General features: G+C 72.9%; 19 protein-coding genes and 1 other RNA gene. 8 read left to right on the top strand and 12 right to left on the bottom strand.

Translation table 11 applies throughout. The features are described from left to right. Nucleotides 1-44 precede the first annotated feature (44 nt). The 3 genes from ACIQVT_RS31465 to ACIQVT_RS31455 all read right to left on the bottom strand — a co-directional run bounded on the left by ACIQVT_RS31465 (nucleotide 45) and on the right by ACIQVT_RS31455 (nucleotide 2,771). Complete coding sequence (locus ACIQVT_RS31465) at nucleotides 45-1,682, bottom strand: beta-N-acetylhexosaminidase (RefSeq protein ID WP_403761872.1); 1,638 nt, start codon at nucleotides 1,680-1,682, stop codon at nucleotides 45-47. 193 nt (nucleotides 1,683-1,875) lie between these two features. Continuing rightward, complete coding sequence (locus ACIQVT_RS31460) at nucleotides 1,876-2,169, bottom strand: DUF3039 domain-containing protein (RefSeq protein ID WP_356823894.1); 294 nt, start codon at nucleotides 2,167-2,169, stop codon at nucleotides 1,876-1,878. 29 nt (nucleotides 2,170-2,198) lie between these two features. Then, complete coding sequence (locus tag ACIQVT_RS31455) at nucleotides 2,199-2,771, bottom strand: YqgE/AlgH family protein (RefSeq protein ID WP_403761868.1); 573 nt, start codon at nucleotides 2,769-2,771, stop codon at nucleotides 2,199-2,201. 266 nt (nucleotides 2,772-3,037) lie between these two features. On the opposite strand from ACIQVT_RS31455, the gene murA reads away from it, so the two are divergent. Next, a complete protein-coding gene (murA, locus tag ACIQVT_RS31450) occupies nucleotides 3,038-4,378 on the top strand; it encodes a UDP-N-acetylglucosamine 1-carboxyvinyltransferase (RefSeq protein ID WP_403761866.1) in 1,341 nt (446 codons plus the stop codon). A gap of 115 nt (nucleotides 4,379-4,493) precedes the next feature. Here the strand turns inward: murA and ACIQVT_RS31445 are convergent, their stop codons facing one another. The 6 genes from ACIQVT_RS31445 to ACIQVT_RS31420 all read right to left on the bottom strand — a co-directional run bounded on the left by ACIQVT_RS31445 (nucleotide 4,494) and on the right by ACIQVT_RS31420 (nucleotide 11,714). Next, a complete protein-coding gene (locus ACIQVT_RS31445; protein WP_071383849.1) occupies nucleotides 4,494-4,775 on the bottom strand; it encodes an HU family DNA-binding protein in 282 nt (93 codons plus the stop codon). A 316-nt stretch (nucleotides 4,776-5,091) separates the two neighbouring features. Continuing rightward, nucleotides 5,092-6,507 (bottom strand): NAD-dependent malic enzyme, encoded by a 1,416-nt coding sequence (locus ACIQVT_RS31440; protein ID WP_403761862.1) that lies wholly within the window; start codon nucleotides 6,505-6,507, stop codon nucleotides 5,092-5,094. Nucleotides 6,508-6,881: 374 nt separating this feature from the next. Continuing rightward, nucleotides 6,882-9,320 (bottom strand): HelD family protein, encoded by a 2,439-nt coding sequence (locus tag ACIQVT_RS31435; protein ID WP_403761858.1) that lies wholly within the window; start codon nucleotides 9,318-9,320, stop codon nucleotides 6,882-6,884. A gap of 137 nt (nucleotides 9,321-9,457) precedes the next feature. After that, entirely contained in the window at nucleotides 9,458-10,225 is a 768-nt protein-coding gene (locus ACIQVT_RS31430) for an anti-sigma factor family protein (protein ID WP_403761855.1), read from the bottom strand. Nucleotides 10,226-10,287: 62 nt separating this feature from the next. After that, nucleotides 10,288-10,872, bottom strand: a complete 585-nt coding sequence (locus ACIQVT_RS31425; protein ID WP_030167252.1) for a sigma-70 family RNA polymerase sigma factor — start codon at nucleotides 10,870-10,872, stop codon at nucleotides 10,288-10,290. 248 nt (nucleotides 10,873-11,120) lie between these two features. After that, nucleotides 11,121-11,714 (bottom strand): CGNR zinc finger domain-containing protein, encoded by a 594-nt coding sequence (locus ACIQVT_RS31420; protein ID WP_403761852.1) that lies wholly within the window; start codon nucleotides 11,712-11,714, stop codon nucleotides 11,121-11,123. A 156-nt stretch (nucleotides 11,715-11,870) separates the two neighbouring features. Here ACIQVT_RS31420 and ACIQVT_RS31415 point away from each other — a divergent pair, with 156 nt between their 5' ends. The 4 genes from ACIQVT_RS31415 to ACIQVT_RS31400 all read left to right on the top strand — a co-directional run bounded on the left by ACIQVT_RS31415 (nucleotide 11,871) and on the right by ACIQVT_RS31400 (nucleotide 15,682). Beyond that, on the top strand, nucleotides 11,871-12,494 hold the full coding sequence (locus ACIQVT_RS31415) for a putative immunity protein (protein ID WP_403761849.1): 624 nt from the start codon (nucleotides 11,871-11,873) through the stop codon (nucleotides 12,492-12,494). Nucleotides 12,495-12,651: 157 nt separating this feature from the next. After that, nucleotides 12,652-14,028 (top strand): nitrate/nitrite transporter, encoded by a 1,377-nt coding sequence (locus ACIQVT_RS31410; RefSeq protein WP_403761846.1) that lies wholly within the window; start codon nucleotides 12,652-12,654, stop codon nucleotides 14,026-14,028. Nucleotides 14,029-14,116: 88 nt separating this feature from the next. After that, the gene (locus ACIQVT_RS31405; protein WP_403761843.1) at nucleotides 14,117-15,268 is read left to right on the top strand and encodes a uroporphyrinogen-III synthase; all 1,152 of its coding nucleotides are present in this window, start codon (nucleotides 14,117-14,119) and stop codon (nucleotides 15,266-15,268) included. Between the two features lie 78 nt (nucleotides 15,269-15,346). Further along, nucleotides 15,347-15,682, top strand: coding sequence for a hypothetical protein (locus ACIQVT_RS31400; RefSeq protein WP_403761840.1), 336 nt, complete (start codon nucleotides 15,347-15,349; stop codon nucleotides 15,680-15,682). 42 nt (nucleotides 15,683-15,724) lie between these two features. Here ACIQVT_RS31400 and ACIQVT_RS31395 read toward each other — a convergent pair whose 3' ends face one another. After that, on the bottom strand, nucleotides 15,725-16,702 hold the full coding sequence (locus ACIQVT_RS31395; RefSeq protein WP_403761837.1) for a LysR family transcriptional regulator: 978 nt from the start codon (nucleotides 16,700-16,702) through the stop codon (nucleotides 15,725-15,727). Between the two features lie 83 nt (nucleotides 16,703-16,785). Between ACIQVT_RS31395 and ACIQVT_RS31390 the strand changes: the two genes are divergently transcribed. From ACIQVT_RS31390 to ACIQVT_RS31380, 3 genes are all read left to right on the top strand, one after another. Then, the gene (locus tag ACIQVT_RS31390) at nucleotides 16,786-18,048 is read left to right on the top strand and encodes an MFS transporter (RefSeq protein WP_403761834.1); all 1,263 of its coding nucleotides are present in this window, start codon (nucleotides 16,786-16,788) and stop codon (nucleotides 18,046-18,048) included. Between the two features lie 423 nt (nucleotides 18,049-18,471). Continuing rightward, nucleotides 18,472-18,594 carry a hypothetical protein gene (locus ACIQVT_RS31385; protein ID WP_276209440.1) on the top strand — a complete coding sequence of 41 codons (123 nt, stop codon included), beginning with the start codon at nucleotides 18,472-18,474 and terminating at the stop codon, nucleotides 18,592-18,594. Between the two features lie 312 nt (nucleotides 18,595-18,906). Then, a complete protein-coding gene (locus ACIQVT_RS31380; protein ID WP_403761831.1) occupies nucleotides 18,907-20,289 on the top strand; it encodes a helix-turn-helix domain-containing protein in 1,383 nt (460 codons plus the stop codon). An 87-nt stretch (nucleotides 20,290-20,376) separates the two neighbouring features. On the opposite strand, the gene ssrA is transcribed toward ACIQVT_RS31380, so the two are convergent. Beyond that, nucleotides 20,377-20,745, bottom strand: a transfer-messenger RNA (tmRNA) gene (ssrA, locus tag ACIQVT_RS31375). A 114-nt stretch (nucleotides 20,746-20,859) separates the two neighbouring features. After that, nucleotides 20,860-21,402, bottom strand: coding sequence for an SsrA-binding protein SmpB (smpB, locus tag ACIQVT_RS31370; protein ID WP_403762208.1), 543 nt, complete (start codon nucleotides 21,400-21,402; stop codon nucleotides 20,860-20,862). Nucleotides 21,403-21,495: the final 93 nt, after the last annotated feature.

The following is a 21,495-nucleotide window of genomic DNA, read 5'->3' as shown; positions in this document are numbered from 1 at the left end:
CGCGCGGATTGCCACTCTTCGGGGGTGCTGCCGGGGTTTTCCGGTTACCTGATCGGCGGCGCCCCCTCGAACGGGCGACCGGGCACGCCGGGGCGCCGCTGCCACGGCCGGGGTCCGGTCGGTGGCCGGTAGGCGACGCCGAGCGCGTCGAGTCGCCGGTAGTGGGCGGTCATCCGGCGTTCGAAGTCCGCGTAGTCGCGGTCCGCCGGGGCGGGGAGCGGGCTCCAGGCGACCTCGGCGAACGCCGCGAGCCGGGGGAAGGCCTGGTAGTCGACGCGTGCGGAGTCCTCCAACGCCTCGGTCCACACGTTGGCCTGAGTGCCCAGCACGTGCCGCGCCTCGGGTTCGGTGAGCTCGGCCGGCACGGGTTCGAAGCGGTAGACGTCCTCCAGGGTGCGCACGAAGCCGATCGGCACCGGCTCGTCCGCGCCGGGGGCCTGCCGGTGGTCCAGGTACACGTACTGCTCGGGGCACATGACGACGTCGTGGCCGGCGCGCGCGGCGGCGGTCCCGCCCGCGTAGCCCCGCCAGGAGGAGACCGCCGCGCCCGGGGCGAGGCCACCCTCCAGGATCTCGTCCCAGCCGATGAGCCGGCGGCCGCGGGCGGCGAGCCAGGCGTCGAAGTGCCCGATGAACCAGGCCTGGAGCCCGTCCTCGCCGTCGAGGCCGAGGTCCGCGATGCGGGTCTTGGCGGTCACGGATTCGGTCCACTGCTCCTTGGGGCACTCGTCGCCGCCGATGTGGACGAACTCCGAGAAGCCGGCGGCGTCCGCGGGGAACAGCTCCAGCACCTCCTCCAGGACGCCTTCGTAGAAGCGCAGGGTGGCGTCGGTGGGGGCGAGGACGTTGGCGGAGATGCCCCAGGTGTCCCAGACGGCGAGGGCGCCGGTGTCGACGACGTCGGTGTTGCCGAGTTCGGGGTAGGCGGCGATGGCGGCCTGGGAGTGGCCGGGTACGTCGATCTCCGGGACGACGGTGATGTGCCGCTCGGCGGCGTAGGCGACGATCTCGCGGATGTCGTCCTGGGTGTAGTACCCGCCGTGCGGTTTCTCCGTCCAGAGCGGTGAGGCGCGGTGGCCGAACTTCGTCCGTGGCCGCCAGGACGCTTTTTCGGTCAGTTCCGGGTAGCGCCTGATCTCGATGCGCCAGCCCTGGTCGTCCGTCAGGTGGAGGTGCAGGACGTTGAGTTTGTGCGCGGCCATCAGGTCCAGGTAGCGCAGCACGCCGTCCTTGGGCATGAAGTGCCGGGCGACGTCGAGGAGGAGACCGCGCCAGCGGAACCGGGGGGCGTCCGCCACGGTCCGGCGGGGGACGAGGCGGTCGGTGCCGGGCCGTACCGGGGCGCGGCGGAAGGCGTCGGGGCCGAGGAGCTGGCGCAGGGTCTGCGCGCCCCAGAACACCCCGGCGGGCCCGCCGCCGCGGATCTCGACGCCCCGGCCGGCCGCGGCGTCGAGGCGGTACGCCTCCGGTTCCAGGGTGTCGTCCAGGAGCAGCCGCACGCCGTCCGGGGCGTCCCGCGATCCGGGGCGCAGCGGCAGGCCCAGGGCCGCGCCGAGCGTGGCGCGCAGCCAGCGTTCGGCGCGTTCGGTGCCCGGGCCGGCCCACAGGGTGGTGCCGGGGCCGAGCGGCACCCCGTCGCCCGGCGGTTCCTCGACGGCGCGCGGCGCCGGAATCAGTTCCATGCCCTCAACCCCTCAGCCACGGTGCGTTGCACTGGGCGCAACGATGATTTCTCTCCGTACAACGCCTCGAAGGCTAGGGAGTGCGACGGCGCCCGACAAGAGGTCTGGACCAGCCAGGTGCGCGGAAACGCGGAGATCCCCGGCACGCGCCGTACGCGTGCCGGGGATCTCGCCGCTCGTCGCCGGCGGGGGCCTACTTGTCGCCGCCCTTGCCGCCCTTGCCCTTGTCGTCGCCGCCGCTGCCCATGGACTCGTAGATCTCCTTGCACATGGGACACACGGGGTACTTCTTCGGGTCGCGGCCCGGCACCCAGACCTTGCCGCACAGCGCCACGACGGGGGTCCCGTCGAGGGCGCTCGCCATGATCTTGTCCTTCTGGACGTAGTGGGCGAAGCGCTCGTGGTCACCGTCGCCGTGGGACACCTGTGGCGTCGGCTCTACGAGGGTCCCCGTACCAGTCCCGCGCTCGGGCTCGAGAGTGCTCATACCGCCCAGGGTACTGAAGCTCACAGGCATCAGTTGAGCGAAGGGTCGTCCGGGTACGTGGCCACCATCGCCAGCTCGTTGCGCTGGCGGCGCAGCACCTCGCGCCACAGCCGTTCGGGGGCCGGCGAGGACACGTCGCCCGGCTCGGACTCCACGACGTACCAGGCGCCCTCCACCACCTCGTCCTCCAGCTGGCCCGGGCCCCAGCCCGCGTAACCGGCGAAGATGCGCAGCGAGCCGACCGCGGGGGCGAGCAGTTCCGGCGGGGCCTCCAGGTCGACCAGGCCGATCGCGCCGTGCACCCGCCGCCAGCCGAGCGGGGCGGCCTCGCCGCCCGCGTCGCCGGGGATCACCGCGATGCCGAGCGCCGAGTCCAGCGAGACGGGGCCGCCCTGGAAGACGACACCGGGCTCGCCGGCCAGACCGGCCCAGCCTTCGAGGATGTCGCCCACGTCCACCGGGGTGGGGCGGTTGAGGACGACACCGAGGGAGCCCTCCTCGTCGTGGTCGAGGAGGAGCACCACCGCGCGGTCGAAGTTCGGGTCCGCCAGGGCGGGCGTGGCCACGAGCAGCCGCCCTGTGAGCGAGGACACCTCGGTCATGCCAGACATGATCCCGCATCTTCCCCCCGCGTGGGGAGCCAATCGGGCGGGCGCAGCTCAGGGCGTGGGGAGCCGCCCCGGCGCGCCCGGCGGGTCGGTGACCCGGCGTGCCCGGAGGGGAACGGTTCGTGTTGTGACACGACCATGACCCGACCGGGCGGTCCTCGGGCTTACGGGCGAGGGGTGATCGGCGATTACCCTGTCTTCCCGGCCCCTGCGCACAGTGATCGGCCGGCCCCTGACCAACTCATCGGAACGCGAGATTCATGACCGTCAACGACGATGTCCTGCTTGTCCACGGCGGAAACCCGCTGGAGGGCGAGATCCGTGTCCGCGGTGCGAAGAACCTCGTGCCGAAGGCCATGGTCGCCGCCCTGCTGGGCAGTGAGCCGAGCCGACTGCGCAATGTTCCGGACATCCGTGACGTGCGGGTCGTCCGCGGCCTCCTCCAGCTGCACGGGGTGACGGTGCGCCCGGGCGAGGAACCCGGCGAGCTGGTGCTCGACCCGACGCGCGTCGAGAGCGCGAACGTGGCCGACATCGACGCGCACGCGGGTTCCAGCCGTATCCCGATCCTCTTCTGCGGCCCGCTGCTGCACCGTCTCGGCCACGCGTTCATCCCGGGCCTGGGCGGCTGCGACATCGGCGGCCGGCCCATCGACTTCCACTTCGACGTGCTGCGGCAGTTCGGCGCGACCATCGAGAAGCGGGCGGACGGCCAGTACCTGGAGGCACCGCAGCGGCTGCGCGGCACCAAGATCCGGCTGCCGTACCCGTCGGTCGGCGCGACCGAGCAGGTGCTGCTGACGGCCGTACTCGCCGAGGGCGTCACGGAGTTGTCCAACGCGGCCGTCGAGCCGGAGATCGAGGACCTCATCTGCGTGCTGCAGAAGATGGGCGCGATCATCGCGATGGACACCGACCGGACGATCCGCATCACCGGTGTCGACAAGCTCGGCGGTTACGACCACCGCGCCCTCGCCGACCGGCTGGAGGCCGCGTCCTGGGCGTCGGCGGCGCTCGCGACCAACGGCAACATCTACGTCCGCGGCGCCCAGCAGCGCTCGATGATGACGTTCCTGAACACCTACCGGAAGGTGGGCGGCGCGTTCCGGATCGACGACGAGGGCATCCGGTTCTGGCACCCGGGCGGCCAGTTGAAGTCGATCGCCCTGGAGACGGACGTGCACCCCGGCTTCCAGACGGACTGGCAGCAGCCGCTGGTGGTGGCGCTCACCCAGGCCACGGGCCTGTCCATCATCCACGAGACGGTCTACGAGTCCCGCCTCGGCTTCACCTCCGCCCTGAACCAGATGGGCGCGCACATCCAGCTGTACCGCGAGTGCCTGGGCGGCTCGGACTGCCGGTTCGGCCAGCGCAACTTCCTGCACTCCGCCGTCGTCTCCGGGCCCACCCGCCTCCAGGGCGCCGACCTGGTCATCCCGGACCTGCGCGGCGGTTTCTCGTACCTCATCGCGGCGCTGGCCGCCGAGGGCACCTCCCGCGTGCACGGCATCGACCTCATCAACCGCGGCTACGAGAACTTCATGGAGAAGCTCGTGGAGCTCGGCGCGAAGGTGGAGCTGCCGGGCAAGGCGCTCGGCTAGGGCCCACGGACACGAAAGGGCGGCCCCCTCCGGCGAGGAGGGGGCCGCCCTTTTCGGCGTCTTCGGCTCCGGTCGCCCCGCGAGGGGTCGCTCGGAGCGGAGCGCTTACGTTTGCTTACTTGCCCTTGGCGGCTTCCTTGAGCTTGCTGCCCGCGGTCACCTTCACGCTGTAGCCGGCCGGGATGTCGATGGGCTCGCCGGTCTGCGGGTTCCGCGCGGTGCGAGCGGCACGGTGGGTGCGCTCGAAGGTCAGGAAGCCGGGGATGGTGACCTTCTCGTCGCCCTTGGCGACGATCTCGCCGACCGTCTCGGCGAACGCGGCCAGCACGGCGTCGGCGTCCTTGCGGGTCACCTCGGCGCGGTCGGCCAGCGCGGCCACCAGCTCACTGCGGTTCATGTTGTTACTCCCGTGTATTTCTTGCCGTTGGGGTGTGCCACGCGGCTCAGTCGCCCGAGGCACTGCGATGCCGATGCGCTCGCGCCCAGGGACGCATCCTGCCCCTACCTGCGGCGGGAAAGCCAATCCGGCACCCGTAGGAGTCGTGAGAACACCCTGGGGAGTCACACGAAAAGCGCCTGCTCGGCCGTCACCCTAGAGCGCGCCCGGGGTCGGTCGGTTCCACGACGCGCCGGTGCGGGGGCCCACCGTGGCGATGCTCACAGCCGGGCGGGTACCCCGCGCGCCGAGGCGCACGCCGTCTCGCGCGCCGTTCTCAGGCCGTCGCGCCGGCCGCCTTGGCGGCCTCGCGGACCGCGCCGGCCACGGCGCCCGCGACCCTGTCGTTGAAGACGCTCGGGACGATGTAGTTCGGGTTCAGCTCGTCCTCGCCGACCACGTCGGCCAGCGCCTTGGCGGCGGCCAGCATCATCTCGGTGTTGACCGTGCGGGACTGGGCGTCCAGCAGGCCGCGGAAGACGCCCGGGAAGACCAGCACGTTGTTGATCTGGTTGGGGAAGTCGGAGCGGCCGGTGGCCACGACGGCGGCCGTCTGGCGGGCGACCGCGGGGTCCACCTCGGGGTCCGGGTTCGCGAGCGCGAACACGATGGCGCCGTCGGCCATCCCGGCCACGTCGCCGCCGTCCAGGACGTCGGGGGCGGAGACGCCGATGAAGACGTCGGCGCCGCGCACGGCCTCCTTGAGGGTGCCGGTCAGGCCCTCGGCGTTGGTGTTGTCGGCGATCCAGCGCAGCGGCGAGTCGGCCGGGGCGTCCACCAGGTCCGCGCGGCCCGCGTGGACGACACCGTGGATGTCGGCCACGACGGCGTTCTTCACACCGGCGGCGATCAGCAGCTTGAGGATGGCCGTACCGGCCGCGCCGGCGCCGGACATGACGACCCGGATGCCGTCGATGGCCTTCTCCGTGACGCGCAGGGCGTTGGTCAGGGCGGCGAGGACGACGATGGCGGTGCCGTGCTGGTCGTCGTGGAAGACCGGGATGTCCAGCGCCTCGCGCAGCCGGGCCTCGATCTCGAAGCAGCGGGGGGCGGAGATGTCCTCCAGGTTGATGCCGGCGAAGCCGGGGGCGATCGCCTTGACGATCTCCACGATCGCGTCGGAGTCCTGGGTGTCCAGGCAGATCGGCCAGGCGTCGATGCCGGCGAACCGCTTGAACAGGGCCGCCTTGCCCTCCATGACGGGCAGCGCGGCCTTGGGGCCGATGTTGCCCAGACCCAGCACCGCGGAACCGTCCGTCACGACCGCAACCGAGTTGCGCTTGATGGTGAGGCGGCGGGCGTCCTCGGGGTTCTCGGCGATGGCCATGCAGACGCGGGCCACGCCCGGCGTGTAGATCATGGACAGGTCGTCACGGTTGCGGATGGGGTGCTTGGACGCCATCTCGATCTTGCCGCCGAGGTGCATGAGGAACGTACGGTCCGAGACCTTGCCCAGCGTGACGCCCTCGATGCCGCGCAGCTTCTCGACGATCTCCTCGGCGTGCGCCGTGGAGGTGGCCGCGATGGTGACGTCGATACGGAGCTTCTCGTGACCGGACGCGGTGACGTCGAGGCCGGTCACCGAGCCTCCGGAGGACTCCACGGCGTTGGTGAGCTGCGAGACGGCGGTTCCGCTCGCGGGCACCTCCAGCCGGATCGTCATCGAGTAGGAGACGCTGGGCGCCGTTGCCATGGCCGACTTCCTCTGCTTTCACCGTGTCGCTAGTTGTGCCGTCCGATCGTCGCACCTACCGGTCAGTACCTGGTAGCCGCCCCGGATTGCGGACGTTGTGTTCACGGGGCCGCCCGACGGCGGCTCGTTTTCGGAAAACGACTTCCACCATACGAGAGTCGACGGGACAAAGAAAGAGGCCCACGTCACTTCCGTGACGTGGGCCTCCCACGTTCATGACACCGACCCGCCATGCTCGCCTCGCGGCAAGTGGTCGCTCGTAGCGACTAAGGTTGGGCCCGGGGGCTTGGATCGGGCCGGTGCCACGTCAAGGCTAACAAACGGATGCCGCGGACGATTCCCGCTGCGCCGGACGCGACCGAGAACTCCTCCCGTCAGTCCCGCAGGAGGTCCGGCACCCCCGCCCCGTCCGGCTCGTCCCGCTCCCCCGACACCACCGTCAGCTGCTGGGTGGCCCGGGTCAGCGCCACGTACAGCACCCGCAGTCCGGCCGGCGACTCGTCGGCGATCTCCGCGGGCGAGACGACCACCGTCGCGTCGTACTCCAGGCCCTTGGCCTCCAGGCTGCCGAGGGCCACCACCCGGTCACCGAGCCCGGCCAGCCAGCGCCGGGCCTCCTCGCGCCGGTTCATCGCCACGACCACGCCGACCGTGCCGTCCACCAGCCCGAGCAGCCGCTCCGCCTCCGCCCGCACGGTCCGCTCCCACGAGTCCCGGGTGCCTGACGGCGTCCCTTCGCCGACGACGGTGAAGCGCGGCTCGACACCGGTGGAGCGTACGGCGGTCGGCGCCTCGGCACCCGGCATGGCCAGGGCCAGCACCCGGGCGGCCAGCTCGGCGATCTCCGCCGGGTTGCGGTAGTTCACGGTGAGCTGGAAGCGGCGCCGGGGCCGGCTGCCGAGGGCCTCGTCGCGGGCCTCGGCGGCCTCGTCCGGATCGGACCACGACGACTGCGCCGGATCCCCCACCACCGTCCAGGTGGCATGCCGGCCGCGGCGGCCGACCATGCGCCACTGCATCGGCGTGAGGTCCTGCGCCTCGTCCACGATGACGTGCGCGTACTCGGTGCGCTCCTGCGCCAGGCGCTCGGCCCGCTCCCACTGCGACTCCGCGCGGGTCGGCATCAGCTCCTCCAGGCCGGTGAGCTGGTCCAGCGGGTCCAGTTCGCGCTTCCTGCGCGGCCGGGCCGGGGCGCCGAGGATCGCCTGGAGCTCGTCCAGCAGGGCGATGTCGTGCACCGAGTGGCCGTCCCGCCGCAGCGCGCGGGCGACCTTGCGGACCTCGCCGGGGTTGAGGATCCGCCGGGCCCAGCGGCCCAGCCTCTTCTCGTCGGCCATCGCGGCGAGCACCGCCCGCGGCGTCAGCTCGGGCCACCAGGCGTCGAGGAAGCCGAGGAAGCTGTCCTCCGTGCTGACGTCCTCGTCGAAGGAGGAGCGCAGTTCGGCGGCCAGTTCCGGGTCGGCGTGCCGGCCGGCGGCGCCGGATCTCGCCCACAGGGCGTCCAGGAGCAGCCTGCGGGCGCGCGGGCGCAGCAGGTTGACGGGCGCGGTGCCGCTGAGGACGGTACGGCGGATGCGGTCCAGCTCGCCGGCCTCCAGCTCGATCCGGCGCCCGAAGGCGACCACCCGCAGACGGGTGGGCGGACCGCCGGCCGGCCGCGCCCCGGCGCGGTCGGCGTCACGGCCGCCGGTGCCGTCCGTGCCGTCGGTGTCGTCGGTGTCGTCCCCGAACGCGAGCTGATCCGCCGGGGCGGTGGAGCCCAGTTCCAGGGCGCCCCGGGCCGCCTTCCGCAGCACCTTCAGCATCCGGTACGAGCCCTTGGCGCGGGCCACCGCCGGGGAGTCGTACAGGGTGGCCTCCGCGCCGTCGACCAGCGAACCGATCGCGCGGATGGCGACCTGGCCCTCCTCGCCGAGCGAGGGCAGCACGCCCTCGGTGTAGGCGACGAGCAGCGGGGTCGGCGAGACGATCAGGATGCCGCCCGCGTACCGGCGCCGGTCCTGGTAGAGCAGGTAGGCGGCGCGGTGCAGGGCGACGGCCGTCTTCCCGGTGCCCGGACCACCCTCGACGTAGGTCACGGAGGCGGCGGGGGCGCGGATGACCAGGTCCTGCTCGGCCTGGATGGAGGAGACGATGTCCCGCATGGTGTGGCCGCGCGCCTGGCCGAGGGCGGCCATCAGGGCGCCGTCCCCGATGACGGGCAGTTCGTCACCGCCCAGGTACGCCGTCAGCTCCGGGCGCATCAGATCGTCCTCGACCCCCAGCACCCGGCGGCCCCGGGACCGGATGACCCGGCGCCGCACGACCCGGCCCGGCTCCACGGGCGTGGCCCGGTAGAACGGCGCGGCGGCGGGCGCGCGCCAGTCGATGACCAGCGGGGAGTAGTCCGCGTCCAGGACGCCGATGCGCCCGATGTGCAGGGTCTCGGCGATGTCGGCGGTGTTGTCGTCGCGCACCGCGCCCTCGGCGGGCTCCACCGCGGTGTACGCGCCGTCGGGTCCCTTCCTGCCGTCCTTGCCGGGCAGCAGGTCGATCCGGCCGAAGAGGAAGTCCTCGAACTCGTTGTTGAGCCGGTTGAGGTGCACACCGGCCCGGAACACCTGCGCGTCGCGCTCGGCCAGCGCGCCGGGCGTGCCGACCTGGCCGCGCTGCGCCGCGTCGTGCATCAGGAACTCGGCCTCGTGGATCTTCTCCTCGAGCCGCCGGTACACCCGGTCCAGGTGTTCCTGTTCGACGCTGATCTCCCGGTCGCGGACGGAATCGCGTGCGTCCTGTACCGAGCCGACCGCGGACTGCTGAACCTGAGCGGCCACCGGGCCCCCTTCTGACGTGCTGGGCAGCCGTCAACCGTACGCGAAGGGAGAGGCCCGGGGCTACGGCACGTCGGTCCGGCGCCCCCGGATCACCCGGGAACGCCGGAAGGAGCGGGCCCGCTCGGGCCCACACGTGCCTAGGCGTCGACCTGGACCAGCTTCTTGCCCTCGAAGGTCACGATCTCGAAGTGGTCGATCTCGTTCGGCTGGAAGGCCGCGGCGCCGCCGATGTACAGCGGCTTCCGGGACTCCTCCGCCTTGGCGCCCGGGATGCCGTAGCCCCAGTTCGGGACCGACCACGACGACATGGTCACGCGCTGGCCGTTCTTGGCCACGAGCACCAGGGAGCACTTCAGCGGGCCCTTGACGTTCTTCAGCTCCAGGACCGCCTGGGTGCCCCAGTCCTTGCGGGCCATGCCGACGGTCGCGCTGACCGAGGTCGAGGGGTCCGTGGCCGACTTCTTGTCGGACATCGTCTCGAACGTCGCCTGGGCGGGCGTCGCGGTGACCTGCCGGCCGCCGTCCGAACCGCTGTTCACGGCCACGGCGGCCAGCGGTCCGGCGATGATCAGCGCGGCCGCCGCCGCCACCAGGTAGAAGCCGCGCCGGCGCTTGGTCGCACGCCGCTCGGCGACCTCGTCCACCAGCCTCTCCGCCAGCCGCGGGCTGGGCCGGGCGGACAGCGACTCGCCGATCGCCGGCGTGCTCCCCGAACCCGGCAGGTCCGCGAGCGCGGCCAGCATCGGTTCCATCCCGGCCAGTTCGTCGAGCTGCTGGGCGCACCACTCGCAGCCGGCGAGGTGGGCCTCGAAAGCGGTTGCCTCGGCGTCGTCGAGGATCCCGAGGGCGTAGGCGCCGACGGTCTCGTGCTCGCTCGGCACGGAAGATCCCTGCCTGGGGTTCATGGGGCCAGACATACCCGGACCACTTGGCCCGAACCCTGGCATTCCCCCGAATCCGTTGCTCATCACGCCGTCACCCCCCGCTCCTCCAGTGCCAGCTTCATCGACCGCAGGGCGTAGAACACCCGGGAGCGGACCGTGCCGCTCGGGATGCCCAGTGTCTCGGCCGCCTCGTTGACCGTACGCCCCTTGAAGTACGTCTCCACGAGCACCTCCCGGTGGGCCGGGGTCAGGTCGTCGAGCGCGTCCGACAACGTCATCAGCCACAGCGCCTTGTCGATCTCGTCCTCCGCGGGGATGACCTCCAGCGGCGACGGATCGACCTCCTGCGGCCGGGCCTGCCGGCTGCGATGGCCGTCGATGACGATGCGGCGCGCGACCGTCACCAGCCAGGGGCGTACCGAACCGGTCGCCCGATTGAGCTGACCGGCGTTCTTCCAGGCACGGATGAGCGTCTCCTGCACGACGTCCTCGGCACGCTGCCGATCGCCGGCGACCAGGCGCAGGACATACGCGAGGAGAGGTCCGGCGTGCTCCCGGTACAGGGCGCGCATCAGCTCCTCGTCAGGTTCCGAGGGCTGAGAGGACATGCGATGTCGGGCCCTCGATCCACGTTCATTGGCCACGGCCGCATCCTTGCGCACGCCCACCTCCGGTGTCCGGGGGTTCCCCCAGTCGGTCGCTCGCCCACCCGTACGGACAGGGGCGGCCCGGTGTTCAAACCGGAGTGACAGATTTCTCCGAAGTGACGTGACGAGCGGGACATGGGCGCACATTCCCACCGGGTCATCTTCACATGTCCGACACATCCCCGAGGGCGCCGGACAATGCCCGTGTAGAGGGCAACGAAAACGCGGTGTTACGCATCTCACGCCGCTTGCGGAACCTGCGGTACCGCTCAGCTCCGGGCCGGGGCCGACCGGCGCCGGTGCCGGGCCACCCGCTCACGGTTGCCGCACACCTGGCTGGAGCACCAGCGGCGGCGGCGCCCGCGCGAGGTGTCCAGGTACACGAGGGGGCAGTGGTCCCCCTCGCACTCGCGCACGGCGGCCCGCGCCACCGGATCGGTGAGCAGCTCGACGGCGTCCCGCGCGACCACGGCCAGCAGCGCGGCCCGGCCCGGCGGCGCGGTCAGCTCCCGCAGGAGGCCGCCCTCCTTGCCCGGTACGGCGCGCAGGACCGGGACGGCGGTCGCGGCGGCCTCGTTCACCCGCCGCAGCGCCCGCCCGTACGACGCAGTGCCGCCCGCCTGCGGCTCCCGTACCAGCGTCCCTATGTGGCCGCGCAGTTCGCGGAACCCGGCCGGCCAGGACGCGTCCGCGTGGTCCAGCGCCGTACCGGCGGGCACGATGCCCGCGCCGGTGATCCACGCGCACAGGGGCGCCGTGCCGTCCAGCCGCTCCACCGGGTGCGCGGTGGCGAGCAGGTCCAGGCACACCCGGCCGGCGTCGAACCGCAATCCGTACGGGGACGGGGCGCCATCGAGTGCCATGTGCCAGTCACCGCCTGGGCCGGAACCGCGCGAGCCTGCCGGGGGCCGTCGCCGGCCCCTCCTCACACAGTGCCCGTCCGCGGGGTGCGCCGGAACCCCCCGGGCCCGGGAACCCGTCCTCGCGCCGGCCGGGCGGGGCGCGGCAGGATCGGGGCCATGCCCACGGAACCGAACGGACCGGACCCCATCGAGCTGAGCCCGCACGAGCTGCGGGAGATCGCGGGTCACGCCGCCGGCCAGGCCTCCGGTGTGCTGGCCCTCTTCGAGGAGAGCGTCCCCGGCGACCCGCGTCCGCGCGAGGCCGTCGAGGCGGCCCTCGCCTTCGCGGCGGGCGGCCCGCGCACGGCGGCGCTGCGGCGCGCCGCGTGGGCGGCGTTCCGGGCGGCACGCGAGGCCGCCCCACCGGCCGCCGCCGAGGCGGCGCGGGCGGCGAGCCACGCGGCCGGCGCGGCCTTCCTGCACCCCGTGGCCAGCGCCCACCAGGTCCGCCACGTCCTCGGCGCGACGGCCCACGCGGCCCGCGCCAGAGAACTGACGGCCGCGACCACCCGCCCCACCCCCGAAGCCCCGACCCCCCGGGCCGACGCCACCGATGTGCCGGGCAGTCCCACCACCGCCGACGAGGTCGCGGGGGTGGACGGTGGGGAGGGGTGGGCGTGGGTGTGTCGGGGGGTGCCGTCGGCGGTCGTCGCGGTGCTTCGGCGGCTGCCCGCCGCGCCGGCCGGTGGCGGGCGGGTCGGCGAGATCATGCGCGGGCTCGACGCCGCGCTGCGCCGCTGAGGGGTCCGGGCGGGCGCCTCACCGGGCGGCGGGCGGCCGCGTGAGAGCAACGTTCCCTTCCGGTCACCCGCGGCCACAGGCCGGAAACCCGGCCTCCCTACCTTCGGGCTGAGTCAGTGGTCGGCAGACCGAGCAGCCGGAGCACCGTGGAGGCGCGATGACAGCCCCAGCCCCAACCCGTCGCAGTGGTGGCCGCTGGATCGAGCACTGGGATCCCGAGGACGAGGGGTTCTGGGCGGCGACCGGGGAGCGGATCGCCCGCCGGAACCTGTGGTTCTCGGTGCTGTGCGAGCACATCGGGTTCTCCGTGTGGACCCTGTGGTCGGTGCTGGTGCTGTTCATGGGGCCCGAGTACGGGCTGACCCCCGCGGACAAGTTCCTGCTGACCTCGGTGGTCACGCTGGTCGGCGCGGTCGCCCGGGTGCCGTACACCTTCGCCGTCGCCGTCTTCGGCGGGCGGAACTGGACGGTGATCTCGGCCGGTCTGCTCCTCGTCCCGACGGCCGCCGCGTTCTGGGTGATGGAACCGGGGACGTCGTTCTCCACCTTCCTGCTGGTGGGCCTGCTGACCGGCATCGGCGGCGGCAACTTCGCCTCCTCCATGACCAACATCAACGCCTTCTTCCCGCTCCGCAGGAAGGGCTGGGCGCTCGGGCTGAACGCCGGCGGCGGCAACATCGGCGTGCCCGTCATCCAGCTCGTCGCGCTCGCCGTCATCGGGGCGAGCGGCGGCCCGCGCGTCCTGCTCGGGATCTACATCCCGCTGGTCGTCGTGGCGGCGGTGCTCGCCGCGCTGTTCATGGACAACCTGGCCTCGGTGCGCAACGACACCGGCGCGGCCCGGGACGCCGCGAAGGACGCCCACACCTGGATCATGGCGTTCCTGTACGTCGGCACCTTCGGTTCGTTCATCGGCTACAGCTTCGCGTTCGGCCAGGTGCTGACGATCCAGTTCGGCCGGACCCCGCTCCAGGCGGCGTACCTGACCTTCGTCGGCCCGCTGCTCGGTTCCCTGGTGCGGCCCGTCGGCGGCCGGCTCGCGGACCGGTACGGCGGCGCCCGCATCACCCTGTGGAACTACGTCGGCATGGCCGCCGCCACCGCCGTCCTGGTCGGCGCCAGCATGCGGCGTTCGCTGCCGTTGTTCGTGTCGGTCTTCGTCGTCCTGTTCGTGCTCAGCGGCCTCGGGAACGGGTCGACGTACAAGATGATCCCCGGCATCTTCCAGGCCAAGGCGCTGGCCCGGGGCCTGGAGGGGGAGGCCGCCGTCGCCGAGGGCCGGCGGCTGTCCGGTGCCTCGATGGGCCTGATCGGCGCGGTCGGCGCGCTCGGCGGGGTCGGCATCAACCTCGCCTTCCGGCAGTCCTTCCTCTCCTCCGGTTCCGGCACCGGCGCGTTCGTCGCCTTCCTCGCCTTCTACGGCGCCTGCTTCGCCCTCACCTGGGCCGTATACCTTCGGCGTACGGCCGTACCGGTCGCGGCGACGGCGGCGGCTTCACCGGAGGAGGCCCGGCTCGGCTACGCCGAGGTGTGACGTAACACCGCCGACACGGAGCCGAACCGAGCCCGTCACGCGCCGTTGACAGGCTCGGTCGGCGTGCCGGTCAGCTAGGAGAGCACCCATGGACGACGAAGTGCAGCAATCCGAGCACGGCCCCCTCGCCGGGTTCACCGTGGGCGTCACCGCCGCGCGCCGCGCCGACGAGCTGGGCGCCCTGCTCCGCCGGCGCGGCGCGGCCGTCGTGCACGCCCCCGCCCTGCGGATCGTGCCGCTCGCCGACGACGGCGAACTGCTCGCCGCCACGAAGGAGCTCATCGGCCACGCGCCGGACGTGGTGGTGGCCACCACCGCGATCGGCTTCCGCGGCTGGGTCGAGGCCGCCGACGGCTGGGGCCTGGGCGAGCAACTCCTCGGCAGGCTCAGCGGAGTACGGCTGCTGGCCCGCGGCCCGAAGGTGAAGGGCGCGATCCGGGCGGCCGGCCTGACGGAGGAGTGGTCGCCCTCCTCGGAGTCCCTGGCCGAGGTGCTCGACCGCCTCCTGGAGGAGGGCGTCGACGGCGACCGCGTCGCCGTGCAGCTGCACGGCGAGCCCCTGCCCGGGTTCGTGGAGTCGCTGCGCGCGGCGGGCGCGGACGTCGTCCCGGTCCCGGTGTACCGCTGGATGCCCCCGGAGGACATCAGCCCCCTGGACCGTCTCCTGGACGCGGCGGTCACCCGCGGGGTGGACGCCCTGACCTTCACCAGCGCCCCGGCCGCCGCCTCCCTGCTCTCCCGCGCGCGCACCCGCGGCCTGCTGGACGAGCTGCTGGCGGCCCTGGCCCACGACGTCCTGCCGGCCTGTGTGGGCCCGGTGACCGCGATCCCCCTCCAGGCCCACGGGGTGGACACGGTGCAGCCGGAACGCTTCCGCCTCGGCCCGCTCGTCCAGCTGCTGTGCCAGGAACTGCCCTCCCGGGCCCGTGCGTTGCCCGTCGCCGGCCACCGGATGGAGATCCGCGGCCACGCGGTCCTGGTCGACGGCGACCTGCGGCCCGTCCCCCCGGCCGGCATGTCCCTGCTGCGCGCCCTGGCCCGCCGGCCCGGCTGGGTGGTCGCCCGCGCGGACCTGTTGCGCGCCCTGCCCGGCGCGGGCCGTGACGAACACGCCGTGGAGACGGCGATGGCCCGCCTGCGCACGGCGCTCGGCGCGCCGAAGCTGATCCAGACGGTGGTGAAGCGGGGCTACCGCCTGGCGCTGGACCCGGCGGCGGACGCGAAGTACGCGGACGCGTAGGCACGCCGGCGGACCGGAGCCTCTGAACCTGCTCAAGTGCTCTGGTCCGTCCGGCCCGTCGCCCGCACCATGATCCCCATGAAGGCATTCGCGGTATTCGACAAGAAGCAGGACTGCGTGCTGTTCGTCCGGGACGCGGACATCGTCACCGCGGCCCTGCGGGACGCCCTGGCCGGGGCGTCGCCCGAGGAACGCCCGGGACTGGAGCGCGCGCTGGCCGCCGTGGCCGCCACCGCGGAGGCCACCGAGGAGCAGGTGCGGGCCCGCTGGGTCCGCACCCGGCTGGCCGACGCCGGTTTCACCGGGGACATCGCCTCGATCGCCGCGCTGAAGGCGCTGCGCCGGGCCGAGCCGGGGCTGAGCCTGCTCGCGGCGGTCCAGCTCCAGAAGGTGGCGGTGGTCCACCCGGAGTAGCGCCGCGGGCCCGCACGGGAGAGCGCGGGGCGGGCCGGGCCGTCACGGCCGGGTGTTCATCACGTGCTCGTCGGCGGCGGGTGTCCAGCCGTCGTCGGGACGCCGCAGCCATCCCTCGGCCCGGGCGATCTCGGCGGCCGCCCGGCGCAGCGCGGCCAGCGCGGGATGGGCCAGCCCCCTGCGCCAGACCAGGGAGACGGGGGACAGCGGGACGGGACCGACGAGCGGCCGCCGTACCGTGCCGGGCATGGGCGGGAAGTCCAGGACGGCCAGCACCGGGTTGCCCGTCTTGGCCATGATCCGCCGGAACTCCTCGTCGCCGACGGCCAGCGGCAGGGGCGGGGCCAGCCGGACCCCCCGGCCCTCGAACAGCTCGCGGGCCAGCTCGGTCCACTCCCGGGTGCGCGGGTTCCCGGCACCGGCGTACACCGACTCCCCGGCCAGCGCGCCCACCGGCACCCGGGGCAGCGCGGCCAGCGGGTGGCCGGCGGGCAGGACGACGGCCATCGGCTCGTACCGCACCGGTTGCTGCTCCAGGCCGGACCGCAGCGCCGGGTCCAGCCCCGCGAACCGGCCGAACGACACGTCCAGCCGGCCGGCCAGCAGATCGGCGGCGGCGCCGGTGAGGCCGCTCTCGTAGCGGGCCATCAGCTCGCAGTCGGGGGCGAGTTCGCGGGCCCGGCCGAGCACCCGGCCGCCGGTGACCAGGCCGGGGCTGTTGACGTCGACCAGCAGCGGGCGGGCCTGGCCGGGGGCGAACGCGGCCAGCAGGTCGTCCTGGGCGGCGAGGACGCGGCGGGCCAGCGGCAGCAGGCGTTCGCCGTCCGGGGTCAGCGTGACCTGCCGGGTCGTCCGCACGAACAGCTCGGCCCCCAGCTCCCGTTCCAGGCGCCGCACGTCCCGGCTGAGCGCCTGCTGGGCGACGTAGAGGCGGGCGGCGGCACGGGTGAAGTGCAGCTCCTCGGCGACGGTGACGAAGGAGCGCAGCAGGCGGGGGTCGGCGGGCGCGGGGACGGGCATGGGCGGAACTTACAACGCCGGCGTGTGAATCGGCACGCGGAAGGTGTTGGACCGCCGGCCGGTCCCGCGGCGACCGTGGGGACATGCCGCACCAGACCACCGCCGACCGTCGGACACACCGGGCAGAGGCGCCACCCACCGGTTACCGCCGCCTGTTCACCCTCCCCGGCGCCCGCGCCTTCACCGCCGGGAACCTGCTCGCCCGCCTGCCCGCGGGCATGTTCGGCGTGAGCGCGGTCGTGATGATCGCCGGGTCCCGGGGCTCGTACGCCCTCGCCGGCGCCGTCACCGCGACCGGACTCGCGGCGACCGGGCTGGCCGGTCCCTGGATCGCCCGGCTGGTCGACCGGTACGGGCAGGCGCGGGTCGCGCTGCCCGCCACCCTCGTCTCCGTGCTGGGCAGCCTCGCGCTGCTGCTGTGCGTCCGCCGCGACGCCCCCGACTGGACCCTGTTCGCCGCCTACGCCGGCACCGCCGCCACCCCGAACACCGGCGGTCTCTCCCGTGCCCGCTGGGCCCACCTGCTGCGCGACGAGCCGGACGCGCTGCACACCGCGAACTCCTTCGAACAGGCCGCCGACGAGCTGTGCTTCATGCTCGGCCCGGTGCTGGCCTCCTTCCTGACGGGCACGTTCTTCCCGGAGGCGGGCACGCTGGCCGGGGCGGTGCTGCTCCTGACCGGCATGCTGGTGTTCACCGCGCAGCGGGCGACCGAGCCGCCGCCGGTGGGCCGGTCCGGGGGGCCGTCCCCGCTGCGCAGCCCGGGGGTCGTGCCGCTGCTGGTCTGCTTCACGGCCACCGGCGCGGTGTTCGGTGCGATGGAGGTGGTCACGATCGCGTTCGCCGACGCGCGGGGGCACCGCGCCGCGGCCGGCGCCGTGCTCGCGTTCCAGGCGGCGGGCTCGTGCGTGGCGGGGCTGGTGTACGGCGCGCGGAAGCCGGCCGCGCCCCGGCTGACCCGGTGCCTGGCGGCGATGACCGTGCTGATGGTCCTGCCGTGGGCGGCCGCCGCGTCCACCGGCTCGCTGCTCGTGCTGGCCGGGGCGCTGCTGCCGGCGGGCATGGCGACCGCGCCGACCATGGTGACGGCGATGACGCTGGTGCAGCGGCGCACCCCGGCCGGCCGCCTCAACGAGGGCATGAGCCTGATGGTGACCGGACTGCTCACCGGTGTCGCCTGTGGCTCGGCGACCGGCGGCTGGGCGGCGGAGCACCTCCGCCCGGTGACGGCCTTCGTCGTACCCGTCGCGGCGGCCGCGCTGGCGCTGCTCGTCGGCGCGGTCCCGGACGCGGCGGGCCGGCTCGCGCGCCGCAGCACCCACCCGGACCGGCGCACGCTCACGTGAGCAATTGTTCACGGTGTGCGACGCGTGGTGAGCGGACCGCCACGGACGTGACCTATGCCACACGATCGAGTTTCTTCCCCGACCGGAAACACCTGCCACTCGCGACCGCTGTCGTCACACTCCCCGCGGGTGCGACCGCCCCGGCTCACCCGTAGCGGCTGTGAACTGCGACAACTGTCAACCACCGACCGGACCTACCGGTGGGTCGGCCGGCCACCGCACCGCCCGACCGGATAGTCAAACAAGCAACTGATCGTCAAGTAGACAATTACGAAGGGAGTTGGGCTCCGACGCGCCCACAACTGGGCCTGTATCGCGCGCGTAAACCGGTAGGCTCATCCCAACATCGTCTCTCGCGGCGCACCTCGCGATCGGCTCGTCCGATCGGGGCCGATCGCCCCGCGACCGAGAGGAGGTGTGCGCGTGGAGGACCCGCCCGACGGCGGCGGGCGTGACAACCGGAAGACCGCCCGGAGGATCTTCGGTTGGCTGGCGCTCCAGGCACTGGGTGCCTGGCTGCGACACCAGCTGGAAAACATCTTCTGACAGCGGAAGGCCCCCTGCGCCAACAGGGGACCTTCGGGGTCACGCTCCCACTCGCCGGCCCTGTGCCCCCGCCAACGGAGTCGACACCGTGGGGGCCAGGGCCACTTTCACACCGAGCTACGTGGACCACGGTGACCTACCCGCGGCCGACGTCGTCCAACCTCGCGCACTTCGGCGGGCGCAGCCACCGGTTCAGCCGCCTAAAAGCAAGGCGGGCCAGGTGAGTTGCGGCCGCCGCCGGACGATGTCAAACGGTCACGGCATGCAAATGGTACCCCTAAAGTGGTCCTCCCAAGGAGGACGAGCACGCTCATGGCACGGGGACTGGCCGATTTCAGCCCATCGGAGCTGCGCGCGCTCCGCATGAACATCTACGCGCGTCCCGGAGCCCTCGCCCGGACGGCGGAGGAGCTGGCGCGGGAGGTCGGTACCACCAAGGCGCAGATCCTCGCCTACGAGAACGGGCACCGAGTGCCAGACCCGCCCCGGGTGCGCGCCCTCGCCCGGGCGCTCGACACCCACCCCTCCACGCTGATGAACCAGGAGCACCGCGCGTCCTGGGCCGTCGCCGACGTACGGCGCGCCTGCGGGCTGCGGGCCCGGGACGTGGTGGACAAGCTCGGGGTGTCGCCCAAGAACTACCGGCGGTTCGAGAACGAGGGCATCGTGCCCAGCCGGCGGCCCCGGTTCCTGGATCAGGTCGCGGCCCTGTTCGCGATACCGCGGGCCACCCTGGAGCGCGCCGTCAACCGCACCCCGGCGGTCCGCCTGCGCCAGGAGCGGGCCGCGGAGCTGATCGAGGCCCTCGCCGAGCGGTACGTGGCCGCCCCGGGGCCGTGGAAGGGGCCGGCCCCCGGCGACCCGGACCTGATCGAGCTGGCCACCGCCTACGGCCGGCCCGTGCAGCGCACCAGACGCGTCCTGACCTACGAACTGGGCGAGCTGCGGCAGACGCACGTACGGGCGGAACGGGAGCGGGTCGTCGCCGACTTCGACACCGACCGGGACCGGCAGGCCGGCGCCCGGCTGGCCCTGGCCCGCTGGAACCAGGTCTACACCCGGGAGCTGGGCCGCATAGCGCCCCGGCTGGAGCAGTTCCACCGCAACGCCCAACCGTCCACCTACTGGCAGGTGCTGGTGGACCTGTTCAACGTGGAGGCGTACGCGTCCCGGACGGAGGGCGGCCTGTGGGCGGTGACCAGGCTGCTGGCCGCCGACGCCACGCGCCTGCCGCCGCACCTGGTCGAGCAGCGGCAGATCGAGGGCGTGTGCGTCTGCCGGCTCACGGCGGCCGGACTGGGCCACCTCCACACCTTCGCCGGCCTGTACGCGGCCCTGTACCCGGGCGTCCGCCGGCCGCTGCGCGCCACCCACCGCTCCGGCGGGTCCCGCGGCCGACTGTCACCGGGGACCGAGACCTTCTCCGTCCCGCAGCACGGCGAGCGTCTGGTCGTGCCGCAGCCCGCGCTGGAGGCGTTCCGGGGCGTGGCGGAGCGCACCAAGTCGCTCGTGACGGTGGAACTCGGCCCCCGGCTGCGGCTCAGCGTCGGGACGCACTTCATGACCGTCGTCGCCGTCGAGGGCGAGCCGCCGGGACCGGGACTCCTCGACGGGAGCACCGGCGGCGGGGACGGGGAAGAGGACGAGGGAGACGGAGACGGGGACGGGTGCCGGGAGGGGGCGCCGCCGGACTGAGCGCAGCGGGCATGACGAAGGCCCCGCCGCTACTGCGGCGGGGCCTTCGCCCACATGGGAGATGAGAGGCCCGGGGGCCTCCCGATCGTGTGGAGATGGCGGGAATCGAACCCGCGTCCAACGGTGCGGAATCAGGGCTTCTCCGTGTGCAGTCCGCTACGTTTTTCTCGGCCCCGGAGATCACGCGGACAAGTCTCCGACGGGCTCAGTCACTGTGAGATTTCCCTTTTCACCCCGTGACCGGGATCAAGGTTTAGTTCCCTAGCTGATGCCAGGATCCGGGTCGGGAACAGCCCCGGGCTGACACTTCGCGAGTCGCTACTTAGGCAGCGAGGGCGAAGGAATCGCGCTTGGTGTTGGCGATTATTTTTTGCGACATATGGTTTACGAGATCATTGCCGCTTCCTCGACACGCTTCCCCTGCTTCGACAGCCGCTGTCGAAACCGATCATCCCCATGTTGTTTTTTCAATCCCCTCCGTGGAGGGGTTCGCGCACCCTCTGTGGAGTGCACTGCCATCGTACGTGACCAACACCCGACGATGCCAGCCCATTCCCGGCGACCGGCCGGCTAGACGGCGCGCTGCCTGCGCTTCGCCGCCGCGATCGCCCGGTCCGACTCCCGCCGGTCCTGCTGCTCCCGCAGCGTCTGCCGCTTGTCGTACTCCTTCTTGCCCCGCGCGAGGGCGATCTCGGCCTTCGCCCGGCCGTCCTTGAAGTAGATCGCGAGCGGCACGATCGTGTGTCCCGTCTCCTGGGACTTCGACTCCAGCTTGTCGATCTCCTCGCGGTGCAGGAGCAGCTTGCGCTTGCGGCGCGCGGAGTGGTTGGTCCAGCTGCCCTGGTGGTACTCGGGGATGTGCGCGTTGTGGAGCCACGCCTCACCCCGGTCGACCTGGACGAAGCCGTCGGTCAGGGAGCTTCGTCCTTCGCGCAGCGACTTGACCTCCGTGCCCATGAGCACGATCCCGGCCTCGAAGGTGTCGATGATCGCGTAGTCGTGCCGGGCCTTCTTGTTCTGGGCGACGATCTTGCGCTGGCCGCCCTTCTCGCCGTCCCTGGCCTTGGCGGCCCCGCCGCCCTGCTTGGGCTGGGACTCCTTCGGTACGTACATTCCCTTGCTCATAGTGCCGCCCATTTTCGCACCACACAGGGGGTGTGAGTACAGCCGATTACCCGGGGCCACGCGGCCCGGGCCGCCCCGCGC

Source organism: Streptomyces sp. NPDC100445, assembly GCF_044759735.1.
In the GTDB taxonomy this organism is placed as follows: domain Bacteria; phylum Actinomycetota; class Actinomycetes; order Streptomycetales; family Streptomycetaceae; genus Streptomyces.
This window is presented reverse-complemented; position numbering and strand designations above follow the sequence as displayed.

Bases quoted from the DNA above. Each gene is read 5' to 3' on its own strand.
- ACIQVT_RS31460 (WP_356823894.1), bottom strand. From the start codon at position 2,169: ATGAGCACTCTCGAGCCCGAGCGCGGGACTGGTACGGGGACCCTCGTA.
- ACIQVT_RS31380 (WP_403761831.1), top strand. From the start codon at position 18,907: ATGGCACGGGGACTGGCCGATTTCAGCCCATCGGAGCTGCGCGCGCTC.
- ACIQVT_RS31465 (WP_403761872.1), bottom strand. From the start codon at position 1,682: ATGGAACTGATTCCGGCGCCGCGCGCCGTCGAGGAACCGCCGGGCGAC.
- ACIQVT_RS31455 (WP_403761868.1), bottom strand. From the start codon at position 2,771: ATGACCGAGGTGTCCTCGCTCACAGGGCGGCTGCTCGTGGCCACGCCC.
- ACIQVT_RS31410 (WP_403761846.1), top strand. From the start codon at position 12,652: ATGACAGCCCCAGCCCCAACCCGTCGCAGTGGTGGCCGCTGGATCGAG.
- ACIQVT_RS31440 (WP_403761862.1), bottom strand. From the start codon at position 6,507: ATGGCAACGGCGCCCAGCGTCTCCTACTCGATGACGATCCGGCTGGAG.
- ACIQVT_RS31445 (WP_071383849.1), bottom strand. From the start codon at position 4,775: ATGAACCGCAGTGAGCTGGTGGCCGCGCTGGCCGACCGCGCCGAGGTG.
- murA (WP_403761866.1), top strand. From the start codon at position 3,038: ATGACCGTCAACGACGATGTCCTGCTTGTCCACGGCGGAAACCCGCTG.
- ACIQVT_RS31415 (WP_403761849.1), top strand. From the start codon at position 11,871: ATGCCCACGGAACCGAACGGACCGGACCCCATCGAGCTGAGCCCGCAC.
- ACIQVT_RS31400 (WP_403761840.1), top strand. From the start codon at position 15,347: ATGAAGGCATTCGCGGTATTCGACAAGAAGCAGGACTGCGTGCTGTTC.
- smpB (WP_403762208.1), bottom strand. From the start codon at position 21,402: ATGTACGTACCGAAGGAGTCCCAGCCCAAGCAGGGCGGCGGGGCCGCC.
- ACIQVT_RS31420 (WP_403761852.1), bottom strand. From the start codon at position 11,714: ATGGCACTCGATGGCGCCCCGTCCCCGTACGGATTGCGGTTCGACGCC.
- ACIQVT_RS31405 (WP_403761843.1), top strand. From the start codon at position 14,117: ATGGACGACGAAGTGCAGCAATCCGAGCACGGCCCCCTCGCCGGGTTC.
- ACIQVT_RS31430 (WP_403761855.1), bottom strand. From the start codon at position 10,225: ATGAACCCCAGGCAGGGATCTTCCGTGCCGAGCGAGCACGAGACCGTC.
- ACIQVT_RS31395 (WP_403761837.1), bottom strand. From the start codon at position 16,702: ATGCCCGTCCCCGCGCCCGCCGACCCCCGCCTGCTGCGCTCCTTCGTC.
- ACIQVT_RS31390 (WP_403761834.1), top strand. From the start codon at position 16,786: ATGCCGCACCAGACCACCGCCGACCGTCGGACACACCGGGCAGAGGCG.